Annotated in this window: 11 protein-coding genes; 7 read left to right on the plus strand and 4 right to left on the minus strand. The window is 46.7% G+C overall.

What is annotated here, in order from left to right; genetic code table 11:
* Nucleotides 1-14: 14 nt before the first annotated feature.
* The 5 genes from C1A02_RS02320 to C1A02_RS02345 all read left to right on the plus strand — a co-directional run bounded on the left by C1A02_RS02320 (nt 15) and on the right by C1A02_RS02345 (nt 6,405).
* Nucleotides 15-803 (plus strand): histidine racemase CntK family protein, encoded by a 789-nt coding sequence (locus C1A02_RS02320; RefSeq protein ID WP_101696877.1) that lies wholly within the window; start codon nt 15-17, stop codon nt 801-803.
* Between the two features lie 1,144 nt (nt 804-1,947).
* Complete coding sequence (locus C1A02_RS02330; protein WP_101696585.1) at nt 1,948-3,153, plus strand: aconitase X catalytic domain-containing protein; 1,206 nt, start codon at nt 1,948-1,950, stop codon at nt 3,151-3,153.
* 1 nt (nt 3,154) lies between these two features.
* Nucleotides 3,155-3,568, plus strand: coding sequence for an aconitase X swivel domain-containing protein (locus C1A02_RS02335; RefSeq protein ID WP_101696586.1), 414 nt, complete (start codon nt 3,155-3,157; stop codon nt 3,566-3,568).
* 180 nt (nt 3,569-3,748) lie between these two features.
* Entirely contained in the window at nt 3,749-4,717 is a 969-nt protein-coding gene (locus C1A02_RS02340) for a C-terminal binding protein (RefSeq protein WP_101696587.1), read from the plus strand.
* Between the two features lie 359 nt (nt 4,718-5,076).
* Complete coding sequence (locus C1A02_RS02345) at nt 5,077-6,405, plus strand: Na+/H+ antiporter NhaC family protein (RefSeq protein ID WP_101696588.1); 1,329 nt, start codon at nt 5,077-5,079, stop codon at nt 6,403-6,405.
* A 152-nt stretch (nt 6,406-6,557) separates the two neighbouring features.
* On the opposite strand, the gene C1A02_RS02350 is transcribed toward C1A02_RS02345, so the two are convergent.
* From C1A02_RS02350 to ftcD, 4 genes are all read right to left on the minus strand, one after another.
* Complete coding sequence (locus C1A02_RS02350) at nt 6,558-7,862, minus strand: Na+/H+ antiporter NhaC family protein (RefSeq protein WP_101696589.1); 1,305 nt, start codon at nt 7,860-7,862, stop codon at nt 6,558-6,560.
* 381 nt (nt 7,863-8,243) lie between these two features.
* A complete protein-coding gene (gene hutH / locus C1A02_RS02355) occupies nt 8,244-9,773 on the minus strand; it encodes a histidine ammonia-lyase (RefSeq protein WP_101696590.1) in 1,530 nt (509 codons plus the stop codon).
* Nucleotides 9,774-10,659: 886 nt separating this feature from the next.
* Entirely contained in the window at nt 10,660-11,286 is a 627-nt protein-coding gene (locus tag C1A02_RS02360; protein WP_101696591.1) for a cyclodeaminase/cyclohydrolase family protein, read from the minus strand.
* Between the two features lie 26 nt (nt 11,287-11,312).
* Complete coding sequence (ftcD, locus tag C1A02_RS02365) at nt 11,313-12,206, minus strand: glutamate formimidoyltransferase (RefSeq protein WP_101696592.1); 894 nt, start codon at nt 12,204-12,206, stop codon at nt 11,313-11,315.
* A gap of 244 nt (nt 12,207-12,450) precedes the next feature.
* On the opposite strand from ftcD, the gene C1A02_RS02370 reads away from it, so the two are divergent.
* Together C1A02_RS02370 and C1A02_RS02375 are read left to right on the plus strand one after the other, a co-directional pair.
* Nucleotides 12,451-13,077 (plus strand): HutD/Ves family protein, encoded by a 627-nt coding sequence (locus C1A02_RS02370; RefSeq protein ID WP_101696593.1) that lies wholly within the window; start codon nt 12,451-12,453, stop codon nt 13,075-13,077.
* A 257-nt stretch (nt 13,078-13,334) separates the two neighbouring features.
* Entirely contained in the window at nt 13,335-15,011 is a 1,677-nt protein-coding gene (locus C1A02_RS02375) for a formate--tetrahydrofolate ligase (RefSeq protein ID WP_101696594.1), read from the plus strand.
* Nucleotides 15,012-15,193: the final 182 nt, after the last annotated feature.

The following is a 15,193-nucleotide window of genomic DNA, read 5'->3' on the forward strand; positions in this document are numbered from 1 at the left end:
GGGAGGAATTGCAGATGAATCTTTCAATCAGAATTGCAGATCCGGCCGGTAATATTACCATTTTTGTGATGAGTCATATTTTACCGGGGCAATATGCGCCCGTGGCTGCACAGCTGCTGGCTCATCAGGAATATCACGCAGAGCAGGTTGCTTTTCGTGTTTTGCCCCGTTTGGGAGGCGACGGACGCATCCAAATGATGGGCGGTGAATTCTGTGGGAATGCTGCGCGCAGCTATGGCTATCTTCTCAGCACGATGCTGCCCGGCGAGCCCAGCCTTGTAAAAGTGGAAATCAGCGGTGCGGATCAACCGCTGGAAGTAAAGGTAGACCGGGAAAACGGCAGATGTCAAATTGAAATGCCTCTTCCAATTGGCACCGAAGTCATCCCTTATCATGGTGTGCAGTATGAAGCGGTGTGTTTTGACGGAATTGTTCACACCATTGTACCCGGCCCGGCTCGTGACGAAGCCTTTGTAAAAGGGGTGCTGGCAGCGGCAAAAGCGGCGGTTCCCAGCAGCGCCTATGGCATTCTGTTCGCCGAAGGGGATCACATGGTTCCTGTGGTTTATGTGTGTGAAACAGATTCCCTGATTTGGGAAAGCAGCTGCGGCAGTGGTTCTATGGCGGTGGGGGTTCTGCGTGCCATAGAACAGGACAACGGCGAATTTCGTTGCAGTCTGCATCAGCCGGGTGGCATCATTGAAGTGACGGCCACAGTGGAAAATGGAAAAGTAGTGCGGTGCAGCATGGGCGGGCCGGTTACTTTATCTGACGAGATCACGCTGGAGCTTCCCGAATGTTAGTGATTGATTTTTGTTCTATAGCTCTATAAGAGAATTCTATTTCGGAAAAGAACCTTCTGTTGAAAAACAACAGAAGGTTCTTTTTTTTGCAGCACTTTTACAGGAAAAATCTTTTTCGACAGAGAAATTGAGTGAATGGGGGAGATTCGAAAATGAAAAAGATTTGATAAGGCGTTGGGAATCCATTTTATTGATGAAAAAGAGAAGAAGAAAAGAAGTGCTGTTGGAAAATAAGCACAAACCGGATTTGACTGATTCGGACAATTGCATTCGGTTGTGAAGGTACCGATATTAGGGACGTTGTCTTTCTTTCAGAGAGTTATGTTTTACCTGCCGTCTAAACCACAATTGTTTTATTAAAAAAGAAAAGAAGGTTGATTGCTTTCTTCCTTCGTTTTTTCTCCTTATATTCTTTATTTTTATAAAAAAAGCAGACAAAATGATTTTTGAAAGTGAACTTAATTCACAAATGGTATATAAGAACTGTCGAAAAGCCTATTTTTTCCTTACTTTTCCACTTTATCGAATTACCATATTAACTGCATAACAAATAGTGATATCTCTGATAAGAAGCTTTGAAAAGAATTCTGTTCTTTTTATCTTATTACAAGCCTGATTTTTTGTTTGATGTATCAAATAAGAAACAAGTTACTATAATTCTTTTCTTTTAGAAGAAATTTAATTTGCATTTTTTGCTTTATAATTTTATAGTAAAATGCAATAGAAACAAAATCTTTTTGAATAAATATACTGAAATAACCTTATTCTAATGCATATTAAATCTGATTGATTTATAATTTTTTATGTAGTATTCTGTAATTAAGGTATAGTGTTAATAAAAATAACCCCGATCAAATCATAATTTTAGTAAATTTTCTTAGACGTTTCTTTGACAAGGGGTGTGTATAATGAAGTCAACATCAGAGTGAATATTTATTTAAAAACAATCCACTGGAAACATATGGCAAAAATGGGATATTTTAATTCTTACTCTGATCCATTAAAAGTGTCGAATCTTTTGCAGACAATCCATTTGGTTTGTTACTAAAGGAAAAGGAAAGTTCTATCATCTGTTTGAGATCGACTGCTTCATATGGGTTTCATCCAGTCTTTTTAGACTGAGAACTTAAAAAGGAGAAAAGCTATGAAGTTGACACAAGAACAACAAGATATGTTGGACGGCAAATACGGAAAAGGAACCGCATACGCAATGAAAATTCAGGTTGCAATCGGAGAATCCTTTGACGCCGAACGCATGGTTCCTATTACCCGGGCGCATGTCGCGCTAAGCAATCAGGAAGCGGATCTTTGGTTTGCAGAAAAATTATTGGAGGCAGGTGCCAAATGCAGAATTGCCCCCACGGTAAACCCCGGATTCTGCCTGTCTTTCTTTAAAGATCACAGCATGGTATCCAAAGAAGACGCAGATTTGATGCAGAGAACCCACAATGCCTATCAAGGTTTGGGTGCGGTTTTAAGTTATAACTGCACACCATACATAGACACGAACGTGCCCAACTACAAAGAAGTGATTGCCTTTTCCGAATCCAGCGCTACCCCGTATGTGAATTCTGTCTGGGGGGCCAGAACCAACCGGGAAGGCGCCAACAGTGCCTTGTGTGCGGCCATTACCGGTTTTGTTCCGGAATATGGGCTGTTGATGGATGAAAATCGAAAAGGAGATATCTTGGTAGAAGTCAAAGCCGATATGAAAACTCCTTATGATTATCATATGCTGGGCATGATGGGCAAAAAGATTGGAAATGGAATTCCTGTGTTTACCGGGCTTCCCAAACACATCAGCAAAGAGTCTTTGCGCAACCTGGGCGCACAGTTGAATACTTCCGGCGCTTATGGAATGTATCACATTGTTGGGTTTACGCCGGAAGCTCCCACGGTGGAAGCGGCCTTTGGCGGCACAGAACCCAAGCGCAAAGTGGTGATTACCAATGAGGATTTGCAGGAAGAGCTCACGAAGATTTCTTTGGAAGGAAATCGTGAAATTGACTTTGTAATGTTTGGCTGTCCTCACTTCACTTTGGAAGAAGTCCTGCATATCGCACAAAAAGTCCACGGCAAAAAAATGGCGAAAGAAATGTGGATTTTGACTTCCAGCCATGTCAAAGAGATGGCCGTAAGAATGGGACTGGATCAGATTATCTCAGAAGCCGGCGGATACATCGTTCCCGATACTTGCCCGGATCAGCCCTGCTGGAATCATCTGAACGGAAAAGTGGGCGTTACCGAATCTCCGAAATGCGCCTATTACCCCCAGCGCAGAGGAATTCACTTTGTGATTCGAGATTTGGATGCCTGCATTAAAGCGGCATTGACAGGTGAGGTGAAATAAGATGAAAAAGAAAATTTTTAATTGCCACAAAATCTCAGAAGGAGTTGCCGAGGGTCAGGTGGTCATTTCAAAAGACGATGTCATGTTTTATTTGATTGATCCCAAAACCGGCACGGTGATTGAGCCCGGGCACGATTTGGAAGGCAGAAGCATTGCACAGAAAATCCTGCTGTTCCCCAGCGGTAAGGGAAGCTCGGTGGTGCAGGCCGATGGAATCTATCAGTTGAATACCCGTGGCAACGCACCCAAGGCAATGATAATTCAGCACCCAGAAACCGTTTTGGTATCCAGCACCATTATCATGGAAATCCCCATGGTCGATAAAGTGGATCAAGCTTTTTATGACGAATTGCAGGATGGCGACATTGTAAGAGTGGATGCGAATCACGGAACGGTGGAAATCCTGCGGGATTAATTCACGAATCTTGGTAATGGACGGAATGGGTGGAATCTTCAAATAAGCTGTGCCGGGCTTGGTGGATTGCCATCAAGAGAGTACCATACAGCAGCATCTTGAAAAAAGGCACTTTTCCGTCCTGCCGGGATCCTGAGCAAATAAAAAATTCATATTTAAGTCTATCGGGAGGTACCTAAGATGAAACATCCCTTGTTTTGGTTTATTGATGAAGAATGGAAGGATTACGATTTGGAAACAGCGGTGCTGCGGGAGCAGTATCCAGACTGTGAGCTGAAGTTTTCCAGCTATGATTATGAAGAAGATTTAAAGGAATTTGGCTACCGGGCAGATGCAATTATCGGGCAGGTTTATGCACACATTCCCGCTTCTGCCATTGAGCGCCTGGAAAACTGCAAAGGCATCGCCCTCTTGGGCGGCGGCTATGATCGGGTGGATACGGCGGCGGCTCGGGCCAAAAACATCGGTGTCACAAATGTACAAGGTTACTGTGCAGAAGATTTAGCAGACTATGTGCTGGCGGCAATCTTTCATTTTTACAAAGGGCTGCCTGTGTATCACAGCAATTTAAGCGACGGGGCCTGGGGCGCTCAGGCAGTGAAACAGCCACCCCGGCGGATTTCTCGCTCTAAATTGTTGGTGGTGGGCTGCGGAAGAATCGGTGTAACCGTGGCAAAGCGCTGCCAAAGTCTGGGGATGACGGTTTTAGGTTATGATCCCAATCGGGACGAAAGCTTTTTAAAAGAACAGGGGATTCAAAAGGTAACGCTGGAGGAAGGACTGAGCCAGGCGGATTATGTCAGCGTGAATGTGCGTCTGGACGAGAGCACCACAGGATTGCTGGGGACAAAAGAATTTGCGATGATGAAGCCCAGCGCATACCTCATTAATACTGCGCGGGGAGCAATTCTGAAAGAAGATGATTTGATTGAGGCGTTAAACAATCAGGTTATTGCCGGTGCGGCAGTAGATGTCATCACTCATGAGCCACCTCGGGATCAGGAACCGATTTTCAGTGCTAAAAACTGCATTGTGACACCCCATGTTTCTTACATATCGCAGGAATCCTTTGAAGAATTGCGGAACCGGGCAGCATGGAATGCCATTCGTATGCTGCGGGGCGAAACACCCGATGATCTGGTTAACTAATCCTTTTGCGGTAAAAAACGGTTTGTCCATGCCTGCAAAAGCCCCTGTCAGTTTGGGGTGATCACCCGGGCAAGGAATCTTGTAGGCATGGTGGATTCGGCAGAGCGCTTTTTGAAAAGCAGGCCGGCAAAGCGGGAATTTTGGAATGAATTGAAGGATGTGATATCGCAACCGTTAATGCAGGGAAATAGAACTGCGAATATCCTGTGCAAATCATTCATAAGGGGATTTGCGGGTTAAACCGGGCTCTTTGTTCGGTCTGGCTAGTTAGGTCGGATTTCTTACACTTTCATTTGCGGAGCAATCAAAATCACCCGAAACTGTGAAAGCAAAAATCATGAATTTAAGGAGGGTATTTTATGGAAATAATAACCAACCCTATTATTGTTGCGGTTACCGTAATGATGGTACTTTGCCTAATTAAGGTCAACGTGATTTTCTCACTGGTGATTTCCTCAATGGTCGGCGGACTGTTATCAGGGATCGAACTCTCTGATGTGATGAACTTTTTTGCAGAGGGAATGGTAGGAAACGCCGAAACGGCATTAAGTTATGTGTTATTGGGTGCGGTTGCCGTAGCCATTGAACGGTCGGGGCTGGCAACGATAGCGTCTTCAAAGTTATCTGGATTAATTAAGGGCAGCAAAATCAAGATGGTTCTTTTACTGATTATTATGGCTGCTTTGTCCCAGACCTTTATTCCGATTCACATTGCATTCATTCCCATGATTATCCCCAGTCTGCTGGTGCTCATGAACGAAATGAAGCTTGACAGAAGATTGGCTTCTTGCTCTTTGGCCTTTGGTATGAAGGCCACTTGGGTCACATTCCCTGTGGGATTCGGCCTGATTTTCCACACAATCATTGCAAAAAATATGGCGCTGCACGGTATGCCGGTCGCCACTATGGACGTGTGGAAATATACATCCATCATCGGATTAGGTATGGTGTTTGGAATGATCGGGGCCTATTTTGTGTATAGAAAACCCCGGGAATATTCCGCGGCAGACGGTGATTTTATTCAGGCGACAGAAGTGTCTGAAGAATTGGCCCAAACAGGCGGAAAGAAGTTTACCAAACAACATATTGGAACTTTAATTGGAATCATTGCCATTGTGGTTCTTCAGCTGACATTTGACTCTATGGTTATCGGCGCAATGACCGGTCTGCTGCTCTTTATGTTCTTTGGAGTGGTCAAATGGAAAGACATGAATGATGTGGTAGATAAGGGCGTGGGCATTATGGGATTCATGGCCTTTGTGATGCTGACCGCAGCCGGATTCAGCAATGTTTTGACGAAAAGCGGCAATGTGGATGCATTGGTAAACGCCACCATTAACGTGATTGGAACCAACCATCTGGCCATTGCAATTGCAATGATTCTGTTGGGGTTAGTACTTACCATTGGTACCGGTTCTTCGTTCGGTACCGTTCCGATTCTGGCCGCACTGTACATTCCGTTTGCACAGCGGGTTGGGTTCGATGTGGGTGCTACCGTAGTGTTGATTGCAGGAGCCGCAACCATTGGCGATGCCGGTTCCCCTGCCTCTGATTCCACGTTAGGCCCCACAGCCGGACTGAATGTGGATGGGCAGCATGATCATATCTGGGATAGCTGCATCCCACAGATTCTCTTCTTTGTAACCGGCTCAATGCTGTTCTCTGTCATTGGTGCTATGATTTTCTAAAGAGAAAACGAAGTCAGGGCAAAATCACTGATTTCAGCAATTTTGCCCTGACTCTACATTTTTATTGGCCACCGATTATACGGTGAAACAAAAGGAATCACCATATCAAACCAATTGGAAAAGATACACCCAAATCGTCCTTTAGCCTGTTCTTAAATAAATAAGTGGCTGAGAAGAGCCCAGGCGAAAATGGGAATGTCTGATGCGATAAAGGTTGGAACGCAAGTGTCCCAAATGTGGTCGTGCTGACCATCTGCGTTGAGTCCGGCCGTCGGTCCCAATGTGGTATCAGAAACAGGGGAGCCGGTGTCGCCGATGGTGGCAGCGGCAGCGATCAAGAGCGTGGTCGCCGCGACACTGAAGCCCAGCTGTGCGCAAAGCGGCACATACAAAACAGCCAGAACAGGAACGGTACCAAAAGAAGTACCGGTGCCCATAACAATAAACAGACCAACTGTCATCATGATCAAGGCGCCCAGGAACTGGTTGCCGCCAATGAACTGCAAGGAACTTTGAATCAGCTGCTCGACACCGCCGGTATCGCGCAAAACAGCACTGAAACCGTTGGAAGCCAGCATTACGAAAGCGATGAAGCCCATGAGTCCGACGCCTTCGTCCATAATCTTATCCATGTCAGACCATTTGACTGCCTTGGACAGGAACATAATGGCCAAACCGACCAGAGCACCCAGCGGGAGAGAACCGGCTACCAGCTGAATCACCAATGTGGCAACAGCAGCAATTACAGCAGCATAGTGTTTGGGTGTCATGGTGGTGTCAACGGAATCCAGATCAACCGCAAAGCCTTGAACATCTTTGTATTCTCTTGGTTTACGATACAGGAACATCACCACAAGAATCAGGCCGATCAGCATGGCGATACCAAGGGTCCATGTATAACGCCATACTTCCATTTTGTCAACAACCATGCCGTTCTTGGTCATGTTGTTGGCGATGATGCCATGATAAATTAAGCCAAATCCGGCAGGAATAGCAACATAAGGTGCTCTTAGGCCAAAGGCAAGAGCGCAGGCAACTGCTCTTCTGTCGATTTTCATCTTATTCATGACAATCAGCAGCGGGGGAATCAAAATCGGAATAAAGGCAATATGTACTGGAATCAGGTTCTGAGACAGGCAGGCAATAAATGCGATAACGAAAATAAATACCAATGCTCTGCCATCAACGACCTTGGCAATTTTCACCGCCAAAATATCAGAAACACCCGTGTAGCTAATGGTGGCTGCCAGGCCGCCCAGCATCACATAAGCCAAGGCTGTTTCAGGGTCTTCGCCGATACCGGCGATAAAGGTTGTCATAGTCGGTTCAATGCCCATGCCGCCAACCAAACCGGCTGTTACGGCAGAGATAAACAGAGCCAACAGAACGTTTACTTTCAGAAGGCACAGAACGAGCAGTACAACAACGGAAATTAGTACTGGGTTTGTCAAAATCATAAAAATACCTCCTCTTTTTTTTGATAAGGAGTATGCTTCGGACGCACACACGCAACCGGTAACAAAGAGCCCCCTCCTTATGTTATCTGTCCGTTAAAAATGGATGAGTGATTCCCCCTTTCCTTATCATGTACACCACAATTCTACAAACTTCAGAAACATCATTTTTTCATTTGCAGATCCACTCCTTCATTATTGCATAAATATTGATGCAATATCAACAGCTAATCATTAAGATTTTCTATTATTGCAATCTTGAAATGATATGGCGTCAAATTTTGTGAAACAAGCCGACTCTGCTCTTCTTATTTTGCAAAATCGACGGCTGAGGGGAACTGGAAAAACCACCCAGCCGCCGCACTATCAAATGCAATTTATGAATTAGAATTCAATGACAGAAGCATTGGATTCTACCTGAGAGACTAAGCTTTCATCAAGGATAACACTTTCGCACTTGTTGATGTCTTCATACAAGGGACGGTCTTCTTCTAAAGTAGACACCAGGGAGCGGATTGCCTCATATGCCGGGGCTGTGCCGACGCCCATACCCTTGTCGCCGCGCATATCGATAGCCTGGCAAGCGCACATCAGCTCCATGGCGAGTACACGGCGGGCATTTCCCAGAATTTCACGGGCTTTGCGCGCTGCGATAGTACCCATACTGACATGATCCTCCTGATTGGCGGAGGAAGGAATGCTGTCAACGCTGGCCGGATGTGCCAGAACTTTATTTTCTGATACCAGTGCGGCAGCAGAATACTGAACGATCATAAATCCGGAATTTACACCACCGTCTTTGGTCAAAAAGGCCGGCAGGCCGCTTAATGCGGGATTCACCAGGCGCTCAATGCGGCGTTCGGATACGTTTGCCAGCTCTGCAATAGCAATTCCCAGAAAATCGAAGGGTAAGGCCATGGGCTGTCCGTGGAAGTTTCCGCCAGAAATTCCTTCCATGGTATCCTTCATGATAATTGGGTTATCTGTAACGGAGTTAATTTCAATTTCTACTTTTTGCTTGATAAAGTTAATGGCATCTTTGCTGGCGCCATGAATTTGCGGGACGCAGCGCAGGGAATAAGCATCCTGAACGCGGATTTCGCCCTGACGGGTTGTGTTTTTGCTGCCTTCCAGCAATTGTTTTAAAATACGTGCGGTATCCATCTGACCCTGATGGGGACGAATGGTATGGATGCGGGAATCCAATGCATCCGTAACGCCGTTATGTGCTTCAAAGCTCAGTGCTGCGGCAATGTCAGAAACTTTGATGAGCTGCAGAGCATCATAAACAGTCAATGCGCCCACTGCGGTCATAACCTGAGTGCCGTTAATGAGAGCCAGGCCTTCTTTTGCGCTCAATTCAATGGTGGGAATTCCAGCACGCTTCATAGCTTCGGCGCCATCCAGAACTTCACCCTGATATTCTGCCTGACCCAGTCCCAGCATGGGCAGTACCACATGAGAAAGGGGAGCCAAGTCGCCGGAAGCACCCAACGAACCCTTTTGAGGAACAACCGGGGTCACACCCTTATTAAGCATGTCAACCATGGTTTGAACGGTTTCCATGCGGGCACCGGAATATCCTTTTGCCAGATTGTTGATGCGCAGCAACAGAATTCCGCGGGCAATTTCACGGGCGAAAGGCTCGCCTGCGCCCACAGCGTGGGTAATAATCAGATTCGTTTGAAGCAGTTTGCATTCGTCTGAGTTAATGACCACATCACTGAATTTTCCAAATCCGGTGGTCACACCATAAACAACGCGTTCCTCTTCAATAATTTGATCCACAACCTTGCGGGACTCAATAATATTTTGTTTTGCCTCTTCAGACAGTGCGACCGGGGCGTCTTGTCGGCAAACCAGGACAACCTCATCCAAAGTTAGGGTCTGGCCGGTTAAAATAATCGTCTCCATAATTCCACAATCTCCTTTTACTTGAAGTGATGTCGGTGTAACTTGCACACAATTTTACAGCTGACGTTTCAATAATTATACGGATGTGCTGTCAAAGAAACGTCTAAGACGACATCAGTTACTTTTAAATATGAGTAAATTATGAGTGTTTTTGTAGGAATTTTAAATTTTTTTCTTTTCTAATCTATCATAAAGGGAAGGGAAAAACTTGGAGAAATGAGTGCGAAAGTTACAAAAGTTATTGATTCAACTGTTTTCCCCCTAATTTTTCGTTAAAATGGCAGGCAAAGCAAGGGAAGAAGGAATATGCGTAAAAAATATCTTTATGATCCCAAGAGGCGGAATAATCTCTATTTCATATATCTTTCTTGCTGAAATAGAAGATTACGGCTTGCGGACAAGAGGGATAAGACGGAAATAAGATGAAAATTTAACATACTAATGAGATGACATCATAAAATCTTACACGAAATAGACCGGAATGCCATTGGAACCGCGATAGATCTTAGTATGAGATCTTTTGTGCCAGAAATGAGCGCTCGGGTTCTTTTTTAATGAGTTTATTTTATCAGAAAAGGGACTTCGTAAAAATGGGCAGAAGGATTTAAGAAAAAATTTTACCTAACACTTTTTTGTTTTTTCTGCCTATGGGTTCTGTTTGTCTTTTTGCTGCAAAAAGAGGCGATTGTATTTTTTTATGAAACAGAGGGGACAAGGGCTCAAAAAATTTGAAAAGCACTCGGTAACAATATTTCAAGAAGCAATCCCAGCAGGGAGACAACAGCGCTTAAAAATTAAGAAACAATTTTTTTATATTCACGTTGCAACAAAAAAGCAGCCGGAGAGATATCCGGCTGCTTTTAATGAGTTACAAGGAAGAGTGCGTTCAGTCAGCCAGTGGGGAATCGGCGAGAACGGCGGCTTCGTCACGAATGATAGCAGTTTCAATTTCACGAATGGTTTCTTTCATTTTGGCTACATAAGTATCATCTTTAATGGAGCCCAAGTTGATTTTTACGTTCAGCAAAGCACCAAGCACGGCGGTGCGGGTCATCATGGCGGCAACCAAACCGTCGGTCACTGCATTGGAATTCCCTTTTTTCACCAGAACGGAAGCAATCGGCATAATTTTTGCCGCAGTTTTTGCCACGCTCAGGGGTACTTCAGCCGCTTCTTTGAGCGCATCCTGCATGGCCTGACGGCGAACTGCTTTTTCCTCTTCGGTTTCTTTCGGCAGACCAAGGGCGTCCATATAAGCGTTAAAAGAAGTGCTGTCACGGGTAATCTCATCCAAAAGTTCTGCGCGCAAAGCGGCAGCCTGAGGAACCAGCAGTGTCATTTCTTCCGAAACATCTTCATATCCTTTTTTTCCAATGGTCAGCTGGGCCACCATCTCGGCAAGAGAAGCGGCCAGTGCGCCGGCCAGTGCAGAAACGCTTCCGCCGCCGGGGGCCGGTTCGTTAGAAGCGGTTGTTGCACAAAAGACCTCAAGGGTCATGTTTTTCATTTCCATGGGTATTACCTCCGAAAATTATTGGCTTACAGACGGGTTTCGAGTACCTGATCCATATTAAAGTTCTCAATCTGCAAATAGTATTCCGCGCAATCGATCAAAGCGGCCATGGGGGTCAGGCCGATGACTTCGCTGCCCACCACGTTCACACCGTAGCGGCGGGCTTCCATTTTAACAGTTTCAAATACGCGGTACAACGATGTTTTGGTGTAGTCGGTCATGTTGATGGACACCTGAGCGATGTTGCGGTCTTCCAGCATAACGCCCATTGCTTTCACATAGCGGAATCCGCCGCTGATGTGGCGAATCTTGTGGGCAATTTGGGTTGCGATGTCCAAATTGGGGGTGTCCAGATTGACGTTGTAAGCAACCAAAGGCATACGGGCGCCGATTGCGGTTACGCCTGCGGTGGGATGAATGGTTTCGGGGCCGAAATCGGGTTTCCACTGGGGATCCTTCATCTTTTCGGCCATGCCCTCAAACTGGCCTTTGCGGATGGCGGCCAGATTTTCACGGTGGGCTGCTGTGGCAGACTTTTCATACAGGAAGCTTGGGATTTCAAATTTTTCTGCTACGGCTTTGGCAACCTCTTTCGCAATCTGATCGGCTTCTTCCACTGTGCAGTTGCGAACGGGAATAAAAGGAACCACGTCGGTAGCGCCCATGCGGGGATGCTGGCCTTCGTGTTTTGTCATGTCTATCAGCTGGGCGGCAGTTCCCATTGCCTCAATCACAGCGTCGCGCAGGGGCTCGGGTTCGCCCACCACGGTAACGACGCAGCGGTTATGATCTTTATCGGTGCTGTAATCCAACAGTTTTACATTTTCTTTTCCACGGAAGGAAGAGACGATTTTTTCCACTTTTTCCAGATCCCGGCCTTCGCTGAAATTGGGTACACATTCCAGAATTTTGTTCATCATAATGCTCGGCTCCGTTTCTATGTGAATTTTATTTTGAGGTATCCGCAGGGCGAATACCATCGCTTACAATTTCATCATAAAGGAAGATTCCGGGGAACGCAACCGTCTAAAACGTATCCAACGGCCTTTGGCATGGGTTTGTGACGTTTATTAGACGAACTGGGGGCTATACTGCATATAGTTTGATTCCAAAAGAAAAAATATACCATAAAATTCAAAATACAAAAGGGGAGTGTGACAAAGATTGCAATGGAAAAAAATCACCCCGAACCAATTTGTTGTCAGTGACTGGTCCGGCGGCAAAACAACGCAGATTGCCATTGATCCGCCCGAAGCGGTTTATGCAGATCGAAACTTTCACTTTCGGGTGAGTTCCGCCAGTGTGGAGCTGGAAGAATCGGAATTTACCCCGCTGCCGGATTATGAGCGTATGATTGCACCTGTGAAAGGGCGGCTGTTTCTTTATTACAATGGGAGCCGGGAACCGGAAGTGCTGGAAGAAATGGAGTTCAGCCGATTTGACGGCGCATGGAATACCCGCAGCAAAGGAAAAGTAACCGATTATAATTTGATGACCCGAAAAGGTGTTTGCACAGGGGAGGCCTTTGGGCGTACCTTGAAGCCCGGGGAAGAATGTGCTTTGCCCTTGACTTTGCCGGAAGCAACGGGCCGCAACGTGCTCTTGATCTGGTGTGTAGAAGGCGAGGTGCACGGAAGTATGGGGGACGATCTGTTAACTTTATCCACAAATCAGGCTATACAGCTTGACAATGAGGGATTTACTCCTGATATAATAAAGGTAAAGAACGGGGGTGGCGTATCGGCAAAGTTGATGATTGCCCAGGTGTGTTTTACCGGAACGGCATTGTAAAATACGCTGGCCGGCTTGGCGGCATGCGGAAATTTGGGCGGTCATCATTCAAAAGGATACCGAATTTGTGAAAGCTGTATGGTTTTACGTCTTATAATCGTCAAATAAGACGAAAGACGAAAGTTTGGATATTGTATCGCTGTTTCCTGTGTGGTATTGTTACATTGACGGAACGGTTCCGCATAGGGACGGGACATATTCAGCGGGACGCAGATGGCGTTCCGGAATCAAAATAATGAATCAGGAGGACTGTAACAATGGCTTTTTTATCTGATATTGAAATCGCGCAGCAGTATGACCCCAAGGATATCCGCGAGATTGCAAAGACTGCGGGTGTTGACGAAAAATATCTGGAACTGTATGGACGCACCAAGGCGAAGGTGGATTACAAACTTCTCAGTGATATGGCAGATTGCCCCAATGGCAAGCTGATTTTGGTAACCGCCATTAACCCCACCCCTGCCGGTGAAGGTAAAACCACCACCAGCGTGGGCTTGACCGATGGCCTGCGCCGTCTTGGCAAAAAAGCGGTTGTGGCTCTGCGTGAGCCTTCGCTGGGCCCAGTTTTTGGTGTCAAGGGCGGTGCGGCCGGCGGCGGTTATGCACAGGTTGTTCCTATGGAGGACATCAATCTGCATTTTACCGGTGATTTCCACGCCATTGGCGCTGCAAACAACCTGCTGGCGGCGTTGCTGGATAACCACATCTATCAGGGCAATGAACTGCGCATTGATCCCAAGCGCATTACCTGGAAGCGCGTTGTGGATATGAATGACCGTCAGCTGCGCAGCATTGTGGATGGTTTGGGTGTGCGCACCAACGGCGTTGCCCGCGAAGATGGTTATGATATTACCGTTGCTTCTGAGATTATGGCGGTGCTTTGCCTGTCCTCTTCCATCAGCGACATGAAAGAGCGGCTGGGCCGCATGATTGTTGGCTATACTTACGACAACGAACCGGTAACAGCCGGCCAGCTGCGTGCCCAAGGCGCGCTGTGCGCGTTGCTTAAGGATGCCATTAAACCAAACCTGGTTCAGACTTTGGAAGGAACCCCGGCCTTTATTCACGGCGGTCCTTTTGCCAATATTGCTCATGGCTGCAACTCGGTTATGGCAACCCGCATTGCATTAAAACTGGGTGACTATGCCGTTACAGAAGCCGGATTCGGTGCGGATTTGGGTGCAGAAAAGTTCCTCGATATCAAATGCCGTATGGCTGGCTTTGCCCCCAGCGCGGTTGTGGTTGTTGCCACCGTTCGTGCCCTCAAACATCACGGCGGCGTGGCCAAGGCTGACCTGAACACCGAAAACCTGGAAGCGCTGAAAAATGGAATGCCCAACCTGCTTCGTCATGTGGAAAACGTCACCAATGTATATGGTCTGCCCTGCGTGGTTGCCATCAACCGTTTCCCCACTGATACCGAGGCAGAGCTGGAATTGGTTCGCGCACAATGCCAGGAAATCGGCGTAAACGTTGCGCTGAGCGAAGTGTGGGCCAAGGGCGGCGAAGGTGCGATTGAACTGGCGAAGGAAGTCATCAGCCTGTGCGAAGCCCCCAACCATTTTAATTTCGTTTATGATGAGAGTTTGTCCATCAAAGAGAAGCTGAATACCATTGTTCAGCGGGTATACCGCGGCAAGGGCGCTGTGTTGACCCCCAATGCGGCCAAACAGGCGGCTCAGCTGGAAGAGCTTGGTTTTGGAAATCTGCCCATTTGCATGGCGAAAACCCAATTTAGCTTTAGCGATGACGCCAAGAGCCTGGGTGCCCCTGTAGACTTTACCGTTTCGGTAAGCAACTTGAAGGTATCGGCCGGTGCCGGATTTATCGTGGCTTTGACCGGTGATGTGATGACTTTGCCCGGACTTCCCAAAAAGCCTGCGGCAGAAAACATTGATGTGGACGAGAACGGACGGATTTCCGGCCTGTTCTAAACCATATATCCCATAGAACCTCCAGCAAGAACTGCGCTCTACTCCTATTTTCCAAATTGGCTGCCGCGGCGTGTTGGGCGCCGCCGCAGCCGACTTTTTGTCAGCCCTCTGCCAATTTATGAGCGCAGACAAGCCGGAAGACCCGCGGTTTCTGGTATGTTCATACTTTGCTGTTGAAGGAG

Origin of the sequence: Clostridium minihomine (assembly GCF_900240385.1) — a bacterium.
GTDB lineage: Bacteria > Bacillota > Clostridia > Oscillospirales > Acutalibacteraceae > Faecalispora > Faecalispora minihomine.